Here is a 16,252-nt window from a genome sequence, read left to right as displayed (position 1 = left end):
TGACGGACTGAAAGAACCATAGTGACTACGGCGTCGACAGGCGACCACAGGCACATTTTCAGCCCGGAACGGGCGCCCCGCAAGGGGCATACAGGCTTAATGCACGTTTTGGGCAAACGCTCTCTCACCTCATACGAGAGAGCGTTGCGCCAAATCGCCCAAAAGTGAGAGAGCGTGGGGGGTCCCTAGGACTTGCTGCCTGTTAGGGCCAACGTCCCACCGAGACCGATCATCAAAGCCCCGCCTGTTGCCTCCACCGTTGAAACCCGGCCGGGCGAACGGGCAAACCATTGGCGGGCTGAACCTGCGGCGACGGCCCAGAGGCTATCTGAAACTACGGCGATCAGCAGGAACACCGCCCCCAGCAGCGCCAGCTGGAACGGAATGACCCCGGAAGGATAGTCAACAAACTGCGGCAGCACTGCTACGAGAACACCACTGATTTCGGGTTGGTGACACCCACCACGAGGCCTTCCGCCACCAGCCGCCGTGGCGAGGAGGCCGCTGGCTGACGATCGCTGAAGGAGTTGTGCCGACGGTTCCGGATGGCCTTGATGCCCAGATAGACCAGGTAGGCGGCGCCGGCCAGCTTCACCACGCTGAAGAGGACCACGGACTGCGCCACAATAATGCCCAGGCCGAGCGCGACGGCAGCCACCTGCACCAGTTGCCCGGTCGCGTTGCCCAGTACCGTCAGGACACCGCCCTTCCGGCCGACCGCCAGGGAACGGCCGATCACAAACAGCACGCTGGGTCCGGGGACGGCGATCAGCACCACGGACGCCAGCGCAAACGCCAGCAGGTTTGAGAGCGGAACCATGCCTGATCTTAGCTCCGGCGGGCTGAGGCGACCACCGGGAGCGGTGAGGTTTCGTCCACAAGCTCGGCCCGGCGTCGTCCGTTACCTCTGACCCACAGGCGGTAGGCGAGGACCAGCAACCCCAGCCACGCCGCGCCCACGTACAGCGCCACGCGGGTGTCCTCGAAGGCGCCCAGGACGGCGATGACCAGCGCCATAAACGCGATGGTCAGGATGGAGGCCGCGGGCCACCACGGGGAGGGGAATTCCGACGCCGGCAGACCCTTCCGCGCGATCTCCCGCTTCATCGCGACATGGGAAGCCAGGATCATGACCCACACCCAGACGGTGGCGAACGTGGCAATCGAGGCGATCAGGATAAAGACGTCCTCGGGAATGACCGCGTTCAGAACCACGCCCACCAGGAGGATGCCGGCCATCATCACTACCGTCATCCACGGCACGCCATGGCGCGAGACCTTACCGAAAACTGCCGGCGCGTGGCCTTGCCCGGACAGCCCGAACAGGATGCGGCCGGCGCCGAAGATGTCGCTGTTGATGGCGGAGAGTGCGGCGGTGATCACCACGGCGTTGAGGATGTGCGGTGCGGCCGGGACGCCCAGGCCGCTGAAGATCTGGACGAACGGGCTGCCGTTGCTGCCGATTTCGTTCCACGGGAAGAGGCTCATCAGCACGCCGAGGGTCAGGACGTAAAACAGCAGGACGCGGACCGGCACCGTGTTCACCGCCTTGGGAATGACCTTCTTGGGGTCCGCGGCCTCGCCGGCGGTGATGCCAAGCGTCTCGATCCCGCCGAACGCGAACATCACGACGGCGAACGAGGCCAGGAGCCCCTCGAAGCCGTTCGGGAACAGCCCGCCGTGCTCCACGAGGTTCCCGAGTCCCGGCGCCACGGTGGACCCGCCGGCCTGGAAGCCGAACGCGATAATGGCGGCGCCGCCGACGATCATGGCGATGATCGCCACCACCTTGATCAGCGAGAACCAGAACTCGAGCTCGCCAAAGACCTTTACGCTGAGCAGGTTCAGTGCGGCCAGGAAGCAGATGATGGCCAGGATCCAGATCCAGCGGTCCACCTGCGGAAACCAGAAGCCCATGTAAATGCTGAATGCGGTGACGTCCGCGATGGCCACAATCGCCATCTCAAAGACATACGTCCAGCCGGTCACAAACCCTGCCAGCGGCCCGAGGTAGCGGCTGGCGTACTGGCCGAACGAGCCTGAGACAGGGTGGCGGACGGCCATCTCGCCGAGGGCCCGCATGACCATAAACACCGCCGCGCCGCCGATGATGTAGGCGAGCAGGACGGCCGGGCCCGCCTTCTGGATGGCGGAGGCCGAGCCGTAGAACAGGCCGGTTCCGATCGCCGAACCGAGGGCCATGAAGCGGATGTGCCGGACGTTCAGTCCCCGGTTCAGGACCTGCGCGACGCCGGATCCCGGACTGGGCTTTTCGGCCGGGCTTGCGTCTTGGGCGGCTGTGTCTTGCCTGGTGGCGGCGTGCTGCATACAAATACCTTCTCGTCATTGGGAGGGGGATCGCCAACCAGCAGATCACTTTGGCGCCTTACGTGATGAGACTCACGGGCGGTTCGTGTCTTCCATCTCAGACTTGGGGCCGGCATTTGAACTTCCTATGGCGTCTAGTCCAAAACTATTGACATAATGTCTGGTTTTCTTTACTTTTGAGATGTCAGCTTTGTTTTACATCCGATGGGAATGGCGGGAGCGGAAATGTCCTTCGAAGAGAAGAGCGCCTGGATCATGGGGGTGGTGGCCACGGGCTCTTATGGCGTGTATCTGGCCATCGTCCTGGGCATGGCCGGCACAATGCCCGTTGCCGAGGTTCCGTACGTGGCTCCACTGCTGTGGACCATCGGGGCATCCATTGCTGCGTCCATCGCCCTGCACATACTCTTGGGCATTTTTTCGCCGAAGGAGGCCGGGAAGAAGGACCAGCGCGACAGGGAGATCTACCGTTTCGGCGAGTACATCGGGCAGTCGTTTGTGGTCATCGGCGGCGTCGCGGCACTGCTCCTGGCGATGGCCGCGGTGGGCCACTTCTGGATCGCAAACGTCATCTACCTGACGTTTGTGTTGTCCGCGATCCTGGGCTCCGTAGCCAAGATCGTCGCCTACCGCCGGGGGTTCCAGCCGTGGTGAAGCCAACGCGGGTGACCAATTCAATCCGCCGCCTGCGGTTCGAACGGGGCGAGATGACGCAGGCCGAACTCGCCGAACGTGTGGGCGTCACCCGCCAGACCGTCATCGCCATAGAACAGGGCCGGTACTCGCCGTCCCTGGAGATGGCGTTCCAGATCGCCCATGTGCTCAGCGTGCCGCTCGAGGACGTGTTCCAGTACCCGAATCATCAAGGAGACGCATCATGAAAGCTATCGTGCAGGACGTTTACGGGAATGCCGACGTGCTCCAACTAAGGGATATCCCGCTGCCTCTGCCGGGTGATGGGGAAGTACTGATCAGGGTCCGCGCGGCCGGCGTCGACCAGGGTGTGTGGCACCTTATGACCGGGCGGCCGTACCTGCTCCGCCTCTTCGGCTTCGGGCTGAAGAAGCCCAAGATTCCGGTCCGCGGCCGTGAGGTTGCCGGCGTCGTGGAGGCCGTGGGGGCTGGCGTCACACGCTTCCAGCTTGGCGACGAAGTGTTCGGTACGTGTGAGGGGTCCTTCGCGGAATTTGTCTGCGCCAGGGAGGATTGTGTGGCCACGAAGCCCGCGAACCTAACGTTCGAGGAAGCTGCGGTGGCACCCATTTCGGGTGTAACCGCGTTGCAGGCTGTCCGCGATGCCGGACAGGTGACGACTGGCCGGAAGGTGCTGATCATCGGTGCTGGTGGGGGAGTAGGGTCCTTTGCGGTGCAGGTGGCGAAAGCGTTCGGGGCAGAGGTCACAGGAGTCTGCAGCACCGGAAAAGTGGAGCTGGTCCGGTCCCTCGGCGCTGATCACGTCATCGACTACACCCGGGACGATTTTTCCCGCACCGGAATGCGTTACGACGTCATCCTGGATACCGCCGGCAACCGGCCGCTCGCAGTCCTGCGGCGCGTGCTGACCCCGCGGGGCACGCTGGTGATCGTCGGCGGCGAGGGCGGTGGGAACCTGACCGGCGGGTTTGAGCGTTCGATGGGTGCGCCGCTGGTGTCACTGTTCTCCGGGCAGAAATTCAAGGGGCTTGTTTCGACGGAAAACTATCGCGATCTCGAGGCGCTGACCATGCTCATTGAAGCCGGCAGTGTGAAGCCTGCCGTGGACAAGGTCTACGCGCTCGTTGAGGCGCCGGCCGCCGTCGAATACATGCACGAAGGGCGCGTCCGCGGCAAGGTTGTTGTCAGCATCTGACGCTCCTCACCGTCCCCAATTACCAGGCGCGAGGGGACAGTTGAGGCCCCCGTGCGAGGGGCACTTGAGCCCCCCGCGCGAAGGGACACTGGAGCTCCCCGGCGCGAGGGGACAGTTGAGGCCCCCGTGCGAGGGGCACTTGAGCCCCCCGCGCGAAGGGACACTGGAGCTCCCCGGCGCGAGGGGACACATAAGCGCCCAGCGCGAAGGGACACTTAAGCCCCGCCCAGCTCCGCCGACACTTCGACAATGACGTCAGCAGGGTTATGCACATAGCCGTTCAGCCTGGCCGTTATTGTCAGACCCTCGCGGGATGATTTGGGTATGGATAGCAGAGCAGCTGTAGCGACGGCGGAGTCCCTTGCGGTGTCCTTCGCTGAGCTGGCTGTGGTGCTCCGGGACGGGACTGATTCCGGCTGTTCCGGGGAGGCTGATCCTATGCGTCGGCGGGCAGATGAATTCCTGGACGGGCTGGCCGAGATCTCACGGCTGGACGCGAAAAGTGCCGCACTGAAGGCCTGGCTGGCTGCCAGTTACACCGCCGCCGCCGAGGCTTTGGCGGGCCCTGCAACGTCGCCCGAGGACCATACCGGGCAGGAGATGGCCGTGGTCGCGGAGGTCGCGTGTGCCCTGACGGTCAGTGAACGCGCTGCCGGGGCCCTCCTCGCCGAGGCCTACGCGCTGACCACGGCCCTGCCTTTGACGTTCTCCGCGCTGCAGGCCGGGGCGATTTCGTGGCAGCACGCCCGGATCATGGTCGACGAAACCACCAACCTCGACAGGCCGGGCGCGGCGGCGTTGGAGGCACATTTCCTGGACCCTCACGTGGTGAATCCGGCACGTGGCCCGGCCGGTGAGCTCATCCCCGGAAGGTTCCGGCACAAGGCCCGCACCTGGCGGGAACGCCACCACCCGGTCAGCATCGAAAAACGCCATATCAAGAGCGCAGCCGACCGAGGCCTGGAATATGCCCCGGACCGCGACGGGATGGCCTGGCTCTCTGCCTACCTCCCTGCGGACACCGCCGCGGGGATCTGGAACCGGACCACCACAGTGGCCAGGGCGTTGCAGGGGCCTCATGAGGACCGGAACCTCAGCCAGCTCCGAGCAGACATCGCCGCCACCTGGCTTCTGACCAACAACAGTGCAGGCAGCGGAACCGGTTATGAGGGTAGGGAAAAGAGCGGCGGCGCGACCGGCGAAACGAGCCACGAAGAGACCGGGGGCATCGCCGTGAGCGGCGGTGTTCCATCCCCGCGGGCGCAGGTGTTGATCACGGTCCCGGTCATGGCGCTGTTGGGCCTCACCGATGAATCGGCCATGCTCGACGGATACGGGCCGATCCCGCCATCCATGGCCCGCCACCTGATCGCCGACGGTGCCGAATCCTTCCACCGCGTCCTGATCGATCCCCGCGATGGCGCACCGCTCGAGATCGGCCGGACCAGCTACCGGCTCACCAAAGCCCAACGCCAAGGGCTACGACTACGCGACGGAAAATGCCCCTTCCCAGGCTGCAGCAACCACTCCCTCGACAACGAAGCGGACCACCTTCTCGCCTGGGCCCACGGCGGCACCACCGGCATCCCAAATCTCGGCCAACCCTGCCACAAACACCACAGACTCCGCCACACCACAGCCTGGAAACCCACCACCGCCACAAAGAACGAACCACCCGGCTGGACCTCACCCACCGGACGCCACTACCAAAGCGAACACCCCGACTGGGAACCATCGACCTGGCCGCCGGAGCTTCTCGAAGAGCTCAGACTTCAACACGTTGGCGCGGTTTCTCGGGACCTGCCCGACCACTCATCCCTGCCCAATGGCCAGCTGCAGGACCATCACTGAAAGAAGCTTCGTTCCCAGATTGGGCGCTGGTTTGAGTCACGGGAGCGCAGTTGGTGGTGCAGCATCACATTTCGTCCTCGCGGGGGCGGGCTCTATCCAGCTGCTCCAGTGCTATCGCCCCTCGCAGGAGGAGCCCACACAAACGGCGTGGTGGTGGTGATTGCCCTGAACCCCGACCTTCTCAGGATCGGCTCACTGTCAGCGGACGCGTCCACCTGCAGGTACTTCACTCCCCGGGCGGCCGCCACCTGGGCGCGTGCGAAAACCAGAGCCTTGTGGATCCCCGCCCGCGCCATGCAGGCAACGTTGAGCCGCCCCATAAGCCAGCGAAGTCCGTCCCCGGATTGATCTCGAGCCAGGCCGCCGAAACCACTTCCCCCGAGGCCTCGGCCAGGAAGACCACCAGGTTTTCCGGGTCCGAGGCCAGCCGCTCAGACAGGTCCGCGGCCACCCAGCTGTAATCGGCGGCCCACACTTCAGACTTCATCGCCGCGATGCGCTCCAGGTCAGGGAGTTCGCGGGCAAGCCTCACCTGGATACCCTCCGGGACCACAGGTTCACCGGCCATCGCGGCCGTCTCACCCACCAGGACGGTCTCGCGGTCTTCCGGCACGAAGCCTGCTGCGCGGAGGCGGGACTCAAGATCAGCTGGGAAGTCATGCGCCCGGGTCTTCCATTCGACGGCCTCCCCCCCCGGCCGGCAAAGTACTCACGCTGTTCGACGATCCTGTCGAGCATCCCTCCCTCCACACCGAGGTCACGAGCCGATTCGATGAAGCCCCGCCGCTGTCCGGTCACGCGTAGCAGGGGTCCCAGCAGCTGATATTCGTGGCCTGCCGGAACGGCTGGGGGAACCAGCCGGCGGAGCTGGGAATCGTACGCGGCGAGGACATCGGTGGTTGAGGCCATACGCTTCAGCCTACGACCAGCGCCGCCGGACCCGATCCGACCCCGCCGGACGCCGCCGGACCCGATCGGACCCGAGCGGACCCGAGCGGGGCCGGGAGGACAACTCAGGCCCAGTAGGCGGGAAGGGGGCGCACGACTGGCTATGTCTGGCATCCCGGACACCGGCCGTGTTTTGATGGCCATGAGGGGACCGGTCGTGGGCGCAAGGTTAAGTACGGGATCCCGGACATGGCCGGAAGCCCCGCGAGAAATGACGGAGGGCACAGTGGAGTCGAGTGCAGTGGTGTCGAGCACGGAAGCCAGGCCAGAGGCGGGCAGTGAACCAAGGGCGACGTCCAAAGTCCCCGCCGCCGAGAACACCCTGCGTATCCTCAAGCTGCTGGCCTCCAAGCGGGGGCCGGTGGCGGCGTCGAGCATTGCCACGTCCTTGGGATTGCCGCGCTCCAGCGTCTATCACCTCCTGGGCGTGATGGAGGCGAACGGCTTTGTCCTCCATCTGCACGAGGAGCAGCGCTACGGGCTGGGCATCAGTGCCTTTGAGCTGAGTTCGGCGTATTCGCGGCAGGAACCGCTGTCCCGCCTGGGCCGGCCGCTGCTGGCGTCGCTGGTGGACGTCATCGGTGAGAGCGCGCACCTGGCGGTGCTCCACGGCCGCGACGTGCTGTACATCGTGGAGGAACGGGCCAAGAACCGCCCGTCCTTGGTGACCGACGTCGGCGTCCGGCTTCCCAGCCACCTCACCGCCAGCGGCCGCGCCATTCTCGCCGCACTGCCCAAGTCGCAGGTCCGGGCGCTTTACCCGAATGCCGAGGCCTTCACCGCCCGGCATGAGGTGGAGGGCGCCATCATGAAGTACTCCGCGCTGTCCTCGCACCTGGACCAAGTGAGGCAGCGCGGCTACGCCACCGAACATGGCGAGGTGACGCCCGGCTTCGGCTCGATCGCCGCCGCTGTCACGGACCACGTGGGATGGCCGACGGCGGCAGTCGCCGTCACGTTCCTCGAGGACAAATTGCCGGCGGACCAATGGCCGGCGCTCGCCGCGCGGGTCCAGAAAGTAGCGGACGAACTCTCCGTCCGCATCCACGGCCGCCCTGCCAAGTAGTGCTGCCCCCCGTCGGCTGGCTCTGCCTCGCCGACGGTCCGACAGAACCCCGCAGCGGTCTGGAATCCCGGACACCACCCCTCCGAAAGCCCTGTCCGGCCCGGCCCGGAACGGCTTTAGTTGATACAGAACCTCTTCCCAACACCGCGAACCTCGTACTCGCCCAGAACACAAAGGAGTCCCTCATGGCACCCGCCGATTTCACTACCGGTGCCCGCCCGGTCAAAGCTGCCCGCGGCACCGAGCTCACCGCCAAGAGCTGGCAGACCGAAGCCCCGCTGCGGATGCTGATGAACAACCTGGACCCCGAGGTCGCCGAACGCCCGGATGACCTGGTGGTCTACGGCGGGACCGGCCGTGCCGTCCGGTCCTGGGCGGCGTTTGATGCGATCACCCGCACCCTCGAAACCATGGAGAACGACGAGACGCTGCTGGTCCAGTCCGGCAAGCCGGTCGGTGTGTTCCGGACCAACGAATGGGCGCCGCGGGTGCTGCTGGCGAACTCCAACCTCGTGGGCGACTGGGCCACCTGGCCCGAGTTCCGCCGGCTCGAGGCCGAGGGCCTGATGATGTACGGCCAGATGACCGCCGGGTCCTGGATCTACATCGGCACCCAGGGCATCCTGCAGGGCACCTTCGAGACCTTCGCCGCGATCGCCCGCAAACTCACCGGAGACGAGGACGGCACCCTCGCCGGCACCCTGACCCTCACCGGCGGCTGCGGCGGCATGGGCGGCGCGCAGCCGCTCGCCGTCACCCTGAACGAGGGCGCCTGCCTGATCGTCGACGTCGACGAAAGCCACCTCCGCCGCCGCGCCGGCAAACGCTACCTCGACGAGGTCGAAACCGACCTCGACACCGCCATCGCCAAGGTCCTGGCGGCCAAGGAGGAGCGCCGCGGCTGGTCCGTGGGCTATGTCGGGAACGCCGCCGAGGTCTTCCCCGAGATCCTGCGCCGCCACCGTGCGGGCGAACTCACGGTCGACATCGTCACGGACCAGACCTCCGCCCACGACCCGCTGTCCTACCTGCCCGAAGGCATCACGGTCCTGGAATGGCATACCGAGGCCACCGCCGACCCGGAGGGCTTCACCAAGAAGGCCCAGGCCTCGATGGCCCGGCACGTCCAGGCCATGGTGGAGTTCCAGGACGCCGGTGCCGAGGTCTTCGACTACGGCAACTCCATCCGCGACGAGGCCCGCAAGGGCGGCTACACCCGTGCCTTCGAATTCCCCGGCTTCGTCCCGGCCTACATCCGCCCGCTGTTCTGCGAGGGTCTGGGCCCGTTCCGCTGGGTGGCGCTCTCCGGTGACCCCGAGGACATCGCGGTCACGGATGCGGCCATCAAGGAACTCTTCCCCGAGAACAAGCACCTGCACCGCTGGATCGATGCGGCCCAGGAACGGGTCGAGTTCGAGGGCCTGCCGGCCCGGATCTGCTGGCTGGGCTACGGCGACCGCGCCAAGGCCGGCCTGCTGTTCAACCAGCTCGTCAAGGAAGGCAAGGTCAAGGCGCCCATCGTGATCGGCCGCGACCACCTGGACTCCGGCTCCGTCGCCTCCCCGTACCGGGAGACCGAGGCCATGGCCGACGGCTCCGACGCGATCGCGGACTGGCCGCTGCTCAACGCCCTGCTTAACACCGCCTCCGGCGCCACCTGGGTCTCGATCCACCACGGCGGCGGCGTCGGTATCGGCCGCTCCATCCACGCCGGCCAGGTCTCCGTCGCCGACGGCACCGACCTCGCCGCGCAGAAACTCGAACGCCTCCTCACCAACGACCCCGGCATGGGCGTCATCCGCCACGCCGACGCCGGCTACGACCGCGCACTCGACGTCGCCAAAGAGCGCGGCGTCCGCATCCCGATGCAAGAAGGAATCACAAAGTGACCGTCACCACCCACTCACCGCTCACCGTCACCCTCGGCTCCAGCGGCGTCACGCCCGAGGACCTTGTCGCCGTCGCCCGTCACAACGCCCAGGTGACCATCGCCCAGGAGGCGCTGGACACGGTGGCGAAGGTCCGCGCGCACATCGACGAACTCGCGCACAGCGAGACCCCCGCCTATGGCATTTCCACCGGCTTCGGCGCGCTGGCCAACCGGCACATCCCCAGCGAGCTGCGCACCCAGCTGCAGAAATCGCTGATCCGCAGCCACGCCGCCGGCATGGGCCCGGCCGTGGAACGCGAGGTGGTCCGCGGCATTATGTTCCTGCGCGCCAAAACCCTCGCATCCGGCCGCACCGGCGTCCGCCCCGTCGTCCTGCAGACCATGGTGGACGTGCTCAACGCCGGCATCACACCGGTGGTCCGCGAATTCGGCTCGCTTGGCTGCTCCGGCGACCTCGCCCCGCTGTCCCACTGCGCCCTGGTGCTGATGGGAGAGGGTGAAGCGGAAGGGCCCGACGGCGTGACGTACGGCGGGCGGGGTGAGGCGCCTGTCGCCGAGCTGCTCGCCGGGCACGGTATCGAACCGGTCACCCTCGCCGAGAAGGAAGGCCTGGCGCTGGTAAACGGCACCGAGGGAATGCTGGGCATGCTCCTGATGGCCATCGCGGACCTTCGCCAACTGCTGACGACGGCGGACATCACCGCCGCGCTCAGTGTCGAGGCGCTGCTGGGTACGGACCAGGTCTTTGTGCCGGAGCTGCATGCGGCCTTGCGTCCGCACCCCGGCCAGGCCGCCAGCGCGGACAACATGCTGCGTGTGTTGTCGAACTCGCCGATCGTGGCCTCGCACCGGGTGGGGGATTCCAAAGTCCAGGACGCCTACTCGCTGCGCTGCGCGCCCCAGGTGGCCGGGGCCGCGCGGGACACGGTGGACTACGCCGCCATGGTGGCATCCCGCGAGCTCGCCGCGGCCATCGACAACCCGGTGGTCCTGCCGGACGGGCGCGTCAGCTCCAACGGCAACTTCCACGGCGCACCAGTGGCCTACGTCCTGGACTTCCTGGCCATTGCCGTTGCGGACCTCAGCTCCATCGCTGAGCGCCGGACGGACCGGATGCTGGACCCGGCGCGTTCGCACGGGCTGCCGGCGTTCCTGGCCGCGGATCCGGGTGTCGACTCGGGCCTGATGATCGCCCAGTACACGCAGGCCGGGCTGGTCTCGGAGAACAAGCGCCTGGCCGTCCCGGCGTCGGTGGATTCCATTCCCAGCTCCGCCATGCAGGAGGACCACGTGTCCATGGGCTGGCACGCGGCCCGAAAGCTCCGCAAGGCCGTGGAGAACCTTCGCCGCGTCCTGGCCATCGAACTGGTGACGAGTGCCCGCGCCATCGACATGCGGACGCAGCTGTCCGACGGCGAGCTCCTCCCCGGCCCGGCAGGCGCTGCAGTGATCGGGGTGCTGCGGTCCGTCGTCGAAGGCCCGGGAACCGACCGGTTCCTGTCACCGGAGCTGGAGGCAGCTGACCGTCTGGTTGCCTCAGGAAGAGTCCGGGCAGCCGCCGAATCCGCCGTCGGAATTCTTGCCTGAGCGGGAATATCCTTCGGTCCTGCCGAGAAATTCGTCCAATGTCGAAATATGGTGCAACACGAACAATTCGACGCCGGGAAGTGTAGTAGAACTGAAGGTGTAGTAAAAGTCACATCAAAGAGGCTGTGGCGCAGGACGTATACAAAGGGGTAGTAGTTCAAATGAAAGCACGTGGGGCTGTCCTGTCGAGGCGCAATGTCCACTCGGCCACCATCTCGGAGTGGGGAACGCTCAAAGCCGGGGACCGGGTGGAAATCATCAAACACGCGCACGTCATTGCGGCGGGCGAAGTGGAAGAAGTATCGCAGAGCGGGAACGTGCTGTGGCTCGTGCCGGCCACTCCGTCAGAAAAAGAACTTTTCCTTAAATCCGACGGTGTAGAGGTCCGCAGGAGTTAGGAACACAAGACCAAATAGCAAAGAGTCCCCGACTTCCGGTAACGGAAGTCGGGGACTCTTTGCGTGGATCGCGGGCGGGATCGAAGCATCGATCGAAGCCCGGATCCAGGGCCGAATCAGCTCAGGCTGCAATGCTTTCGTACGTTTCACCAAAGGGGACCGACTCGTCCAGGGCCACGGTGAAGCGTCCCGGGCGCAGGCGCGTCACAAGGATGCCGCAGGCCGCGTCTTTTGCCGGCTCGATCAGCGTGGCAACGGCGTTGTCCAGGCCTTCATGCATCTCGTCGGCAGTGGAAAACTGCAGGTCGATGGACCGGGCATCTGAGGCCTCGTCGGCCGTAACGGCGGCCAGGGGGCGTTCCAATGTAGCTATAGTCATAGCTTCAAGTATACCGGTGATGAACCTAGATGTCAGATGACTGCTATCTCGAACGCCCAGACGCCGAAAATCCGAAGCTTGTTCGCTGAACCGCACCGTTAAGGTGTGGTCTCACGAACAAGCTTCGGATCGAAGGTAACGCCCGCTCAGCCCGCCATGCCCGCTTTGACGGCCAGAACTGGACAATCAGCCTCGAGCAGGATCCGCTGCGAGGTGCTGCCCATGATCAGTTTGCCCACCGGGGTGCGGCGGCGAATCCCGATCACGATGAGGTCGGCGTTGTGCTCCTCCGCGGCATCGAGGACCTCCGCTGCCGCGTCATGGCCACGGACCGGCTGCTTGATCACGTGGTCGATCCCGTGGGTGGCCAGGCGCGCCTCGATGCTCTGCACTTCGGGCTCCTGGGCGTACCGGTTGTCCACCAGGGCATCGCCCTTGGAGGAGTTGATCACCAACAGGGTGGTGTTGTTCTTCCGGGCTTCGGCGATGGCCTGAGTCAGCGCCGCTTCGCCCTCTGGTGTGGGGACGTATCCCACCACGATCGTCATGGTTGCTCCTTGTGGTCTGCGGTCTGGTCTGTACTTTGTGGTTTTCTGCCGCCGGCGGTGGAGGGGAAGGCGTGGACTTACTAGCCGTCGCCGTCGGAATTTCCGTCGGCCCGGTGGCTGCCATGGCTGACGGAGCCGCGGGCCACGTCTGTCGGTTCGGATCCGCGAGTGGCGTTTGGGGACGGGAGGCTGGTGGCCGGACGGTTGCGGCGCCACAGCTTGAACAGCAGCGGCCATATGAGGATGATCGCAATGATGACATAAACGCCGATGGCAATCGGTTCACCAAAGAGTCCGGCGGGGTCGCCCGCGCTGAGCTGCAGCGTCCTGCGAAGCTGCCCTTCGATCCGCGGCCCCAGGATCACGCCGAGGATGAGCGGCAGTACAGGGAGTCCGAAGCGGCGCATCATGAATCCGAGCGCACCGAGGGCCAGCAGGAGCACCAGATCGAACACCTGCAGGTTCACCGAATAGGCGCCCAGCGTGGCGAAGAACAGGATCCCCGCATACAGATATGGCCGCGGTAACTGTAGGATTTTTGCCCACATGGGAGCCAGGGGCAGGTTGATGACCAGGAGCAGGAAGTTGCCAATGAAGAGGCTCGCGATCAGCGCCCAGACCAGCGGTCCTTCGTTGGCGAACAGCAGGGGTCCCGGCTGGATGCCGTATGAAGCAAAGGCTGCCAGCATCACGGCTGCGGTCGCGTTGGTGGGCAGGCCCAGGGCCAGCAGGGGGGTCATGGTGCCGGCGGCGGCCGCATTGTTGGCTGCTTCCGGCCCGGCAACCCCCTCGATGGCGCCCTTGCCGAACTCCTCGGGGTGCTTGCTGAGGCGTTTCTCGGTGACATAGGACAGGAACGTGGGGATCTCGGCCCCGCCGGCCGGAAGTGCACCAAACGGGAAACCGTACGCCGTTCCACGGAGCCAGGGCTTCCAGGAGCGCTTCCAGTCCTCCTTGCCCATCCACGGACGTCCTACGGGGATGATTTGCAGCGGGTTGCGCCGCAAGTGTGCGGCAACCCACAGTGCCTCGCCCACGGCGAAGATGGCCACTGCCACCACCACGATGTCCAGGCCGTCAGCCAGCAAGGGCTGGCCGAAGGTGAGACGGCGCTGGCCGGTGACTGAATCCATGCCAATCAGACCGATCGCCAGGCCGAGGCCCAGAGAGGCAAAGCCCCGCAGGCGGGATGAGCCAAGGACGGCGGTTACTGCCAGGAGCGCCAGGACCATGATGGCAAAGTAGCTTGGGGCTCCAAGGCTGACGGCGAACTCCACCACAATCGGTGCGCAGACAGCCAGCAAAGCGGTGCCTATAGTGCCCGCCACAAACGAGCCGATAGCCGCCGTCGCCAGGGCTTGGGCGGCCCTGCCGGCTTTGGCCATCTTGTTGCCTTCAATGGCCGTCACCACAGACGACGATTCACCCGGGGTGTTGAGCAGGATGGAGGTAGTGGATCCGCCGTACATGCCGCCGTAGTAGATGCCAGCGAACATAATGAAGGCGCTGGTGGGTTCCAGGACATACGTAACCGGGAGCAGCAAAGCAACGGTCATAGCCGGGCCCAGGCCTGGGAGCACTCCGACGGCAGTGCCCAGGAGCACACCGATGACAGCGTAAAGGAAATTCATGGGGGTCAGTGCTGTGGCAAAGCCGTCCATGAGGGAGGAGAAGACATCCATCAGAGAATCCCTTCCAGGAGGCCGGCGGGCAGCGGTATGCCGAGGCCCAAGTAGAAACCGTAAAAGGTGAGCACGGACAGGAGTACCGCGATGATGCCGTCACGTGCGTAGTGCCGGCTGCCCAAGGCCCACGCACTGCCCCAGAACAGCACGGTCCCGGAGATGACCCAGCCTGCCCAGTCGATCAACAGGATGTTGGCGACAAAGGCTCCCACCAGCGGCAGGACGGTCTTCCAGTCCGCGGGGTGTGAGAGATCCACATCCTCACCGCCTTCGGCTTCGCCCTGTCCGCCGCGCAGCACGTTGACTGCCAGCATGATCGCGCAGACGAAGAGCAGGCCGGCCACTATGTACGGCAGCGTCTTTGGTCCCACGGGATCCGATTGAGAATACGGAGTTACCAGGGCTAATGCATCCACCAGGACGAGGACGCCCGCCACTCCGAGCAGGAGGGCAACCCCCAGCTCGGAGCGGCCTTTGAGCCTGGAAGTCAAAGTTTGTGACGAACTCACGCCAGGCCAAGCTTCGTGAGGACGTCCGCCACCCGCTTGTCCTGCTCGGTCAGGAAGGTTTTGAATTCGTCCCCGGTGATGAAGGCGTCCGTCCAGCTGTGCTTCACAAGGGTTTCCTTCCAGGCAGCGGTGCCGTGCATCTTTTCGAGGGCGGCAATCAGCTTGGCTTTGTCATCCTCGGAGATTCCCGGAGGGGCCACGATGCCGCGCCAGTTGGTGAATACCAGGTCGATGCCAGATTCCTTTAGGGTGGGAGCGTCGACGGCTTTGAGCCGTTCGGCACCGCTAGTCGCCAGGACGCGGACCTCGCCGGACTGGATCTGCTGGAGGTACTCGCCGGCGCCCGAAGCTGCGAAGCCCACCTTGTTGCCCAGGATGGCTGGGAGGAGGTCCCCGCCGCCGTCGTAGGACACGAAGTTGACCTTGGTGGCGTCGATGCCAACCGCACCCGCGAGCTGCATGGGCAGCAGGTGGTCCGGGCCGCCGGGGGAGGAACCGCCGCCTACGGCGATAGAGCCCGGGTCAGCCTTCCAGGCCTTCACCAGATCGTCGATGGTCTTGTAGGGTGAATCCTTGCTGACCATGATGGCACCAGGCTCTTCAATGAGCTTAGCCAGCGGGGTTGTGGCTGTCAGTTTGGACTCGGACTTGTTGGTGTAGCTGGCGCCCACCACCCCGAGTCCCATGAGCATGGTCAGGTCCCCATTGCCCTTTTCGTTGACAATGCGGGCCAGGCCCACGGTTCCGCCGGCTCCGGCAAGGTTAAAGACCTCGGTATTGGTGGCGACCTTCTCGTCGTCGAGGACTTTCGCTGCGGCACGGGCAGTTGTGTCGTAGCCGCCGCCCGGGGTGTTGGGTACCATGATCTGGAGTCCCGTCACCGGGCCGGCAGCAGCGCCGGAGGTGGCAGTGCTGGTGGAGCTGGTTCCGGTGGCACCGCAGCCGGTGGCCATCAGGGCGATGCCGGCGGCGACGGCGGCGATTCGCATTGCGCGGATTTGGCGCATGGTGTTCCTCTTTCAATCAAAATTGATCAGCAGGGCTGACTTGTAGTTCCGATGCTAGGCCGGTAAGTGATGGGCATCACTCTTGTGTACGCAGAGAACGTTAAGTTCATTGCGTTCACGTTTCCGGCAGCCCACCGGCCCCGTTGATCCGCGTACGGTGGGGGTATAGTTCCGGGACCCCGCGGGTCCCCCCGCCGCCCAGAGGA

Annotated in this window: 15 protein-coding genes and 1 pseudogene; 8 read left to right on the top strand and 8 right to left on the bottom strand. The window is 65.4% G+C overall.

Annotation, left to right across the window (positions count from 1 at the left end; translation table 11 throughout):
• Positions 1 to 185: 185 nt before the first annotated feature.
• Positions 186 to 820 (bottom strand): annotated as a pseudogene (locus ACX80X_RS19185) (LysE family translocator).
• Between the two features lie 8 nt (positions 821 to 828).
• The gene (locus ACX80X_RS19180; protein ID WP_252600564.1) at positions 829 to 2,328 is read right to left on the bottom strand and encodes an amino acid permease; all 1,500 of its coding nucleotides are present in this window, start codon (positions 2,326 to 2,328) and stop codon (positions 829 to 831) included.
• 225 nt (positions 2,329 to 2,553) lie between these two features.
• On the opposite strand from ACX80X_RS19180, the gene ACX80X_RS19175 reads away from it, so the two are divergent.
• The 4 genes from ACX80X_RS19175 (at position 2,554) to ACX80X_RS19160 (ending at position 6,028) form a co-directional block, all read left to right on the top strand.
• A complete protein-coding gene (locus ACX80X_RS19175; protein ID WP_252600562.1) occupies positions 2,554 to 2,982 on the top strand; it encodes a hypothetical protein in 429 nt (142 codons plus the stop codon).
• Positions 2,976 to 3,209, top strand: a complete 234-nt coding sequence (locus ACX80X_RS19170) for a helix-turn-helix transcriptional regulator (RefSeq protein WP_058930270.1) — start codon at positions 2,976 to 2,978, stop codon at positions 3,207 to 3,209. The genes ACX80X_RS19175 and ACX80X_RS19170 overlap by 7 nt, the downstream gene beginning before the upstream one ends.
• A complete protein-coding gene (locus tag ACX80X_RS19165; RefSeq protein ID WP_252600560.1) occupies positions 3,206 to 4,177 on the top strand; it encodes an NAD(P)-dependent alcohol dehydrogenase in 972 nt (323 codons plus the stop codon). The genes ACX80X_RS19170 and ACX80X_RS19165 overlap by 4 nt, the downstream gene beginning before the upstream one ends.
• A 324-nt stretch (positions 4,178 to 4,501) precedes the next feature.
• Positions 4,502 to 6,028 carry an HNH endonuclease signature motif containing protein gene (locus ACX80X_RS19160; protein ID WP_252614547.1) on the top strand — a complete coding sequence of 509 codons (1,527 nt, stop codon included), beginning with the start codon at positions 4,502 to 4,504 and terminating at the stop codon, positions 6,026 to 6,028.
• A gap of 226 nt (positions 6,029 to 6,254) precedes the next feature.
• Here ACX80X_RS19160 and ACX80X_RS19155 read toward each other — a convergent pair whose 3' ends face one another.
• Positions 6,255 to 6,641, bottom strand: coding sequence for a hypothetical protein (locus tag ACX80X_RS19155; RefSeq protein ID WP_252600557.1), 387 nt, complete (start codon positions 6,639 to 6,641; stop codon positions 6,255 to 6,257).
• A 546-nt stretch (positions 6,642 to 7,187) separates the two neighbouring features.
• Between ACX80X_RS19155 and ACX80X_RS19150 the strand changes: the two genes are divergently transcribed.
• The 4 genes from ACX80X_RS19150 (at position 7,188) to ACX80X_RS19135 (ending at position 11,918) form a co-directional block, all read left to right on the top strand.
• The gene (locus tag ACX80X_RS19150) at positions 7,188 to 8,042 is read left to right on the top strand and encodes an IclR family transcriptional regulator (RefSeq protein WP_252600555.1); all 855 of its coding nucleotides are present in this window, start codon (positions 7,188 to 7,190) and stop codon (positions 8,040 to 8,042) included.
• A 185-nt stretch (positions 8,043 to 8,227) separates the two neighbouring features.
• Positions 8,228 to 9,931, top strand: a complete 1,704-nt coding sequence (gene hutU / locus ACX80X_RS19145) for a urocanate hydratase (protein ID WP_252614546.1) — start codon at positions 8,228 to 8,230, stop codon at positions 9,929 to 9,931.
• Positions 9,928 to 11,520 carry a histidine ammonia-lyase gene (gene hutH / locus ACX80X_RS19140; protein WP_252600551.1) on the top strand — a complete coding sequence of 531 codons (1,593 nt, stop codon included), beginning with the start codon at positions 9,928 to 9,930 and terminating at the stop codon, positions 11,518 to 11,520. The genes hutU and hutH overlap by 4 nt, the downstream gene beginning before the upstream one ends.
• Positions 11,521 to 11,681: 161 nt before the next feature.
• Positions 11,682 to 11,918: a hypothetical protein gene (locus ACX80X_RS19135; RefSeq protein WP_056348863.1), complete on the top strand. Its 237-nt coding sequence runs from the start codon at positions 11,682 to 11,684 to the stop codon at positions 11,916 to 11,918.
• Positions 11,919 to 12,039: 121 nt separating this feature from the next.
• Here ACX80X_RS19135 and ACX80X_RS19130 read toward each other — a convergent pair whose 3' ends face one another.
• The 5 genes from ACX80X_RS19130 to ACX80X_RS19110 form a co-directional block, all read right to left on the bottom strand.
• Positions 12,040 to 12,297: a hypothetical protein gene (locus ACX80X_RS19130; protein WP_252600549.1), complete on the bottom strand. Its 258-nt coding sequence runs from the start codon at positions 12,295 to 12,297 to the stop codon at positions 12,040 to 12,042.
• A gap of 146 nt (positions 12,298 to 12,443) precedes the next feature.
• Complete coding sequence (locus ACX80X_RS19125) at positions 12,444 to 12,845, bottom strand: universal stress protein (protein WP_252600547.1); 402 nt, start codon at positions 12,843 to 12,845, stop codon at positions 12,444 to 12,446.
• 80 nt (positions 12,846 to 12,925) lie between these two features.
• Complete coding sequence (locus tag ACX80X_RS19120) at positions 12,926 to 14,527, bottom strand: tripartite tricarboxylate transporter permease (RefSeq protein WP_252600545.1); 1,602 nt, start codon at positions 14,525 to 14,527, stop codon at positions 12,926 to 12,928.
• Positions 14,527 to 15,039 carry a tripartite tricarboxylate transporter TctB family protein gene (locus ACX80X_RS19115; protein WP_252600544.1) on the bottom strand — a complete coding sequence of 171 codons (513 nt, stop codon included), beginning with the start codon at positions 15,037 to 15,039 and terminating at the stop codon, positions 14,527 to 14,529. Before ACX80X_RS19115 ends, ACX80X_RS19120 begins: the two co-directional genes overlap by 1 nt.
• Positions 15,036 to 16,046, bottom strand: coding sequence for a Bug family tripartite tricarboxylate transporter substrate binding protein (locus ACX80X_RS19110; RefSeq protein WP_252600543.1), 1,011 nt, complete (start codon positions 16,044 to 16,046; stop codon positions 15,036 to 15,038). Before ACX80X_RS19110 ends, ACX80X_RS19115 begins: the two co-directional genes overlap by 4 nt.
• Positions 16,047 to 16,252 lie beyond the last annotated feature (206 nt).

Source organism: Pseudarthrobacter sp. MDT3-1 (assembly GCF_054510755.1).
Note: the sequence above shows the minus strand (reverse complement) of the source record. Positions and strands in the feature narration are given on the sequence as shown.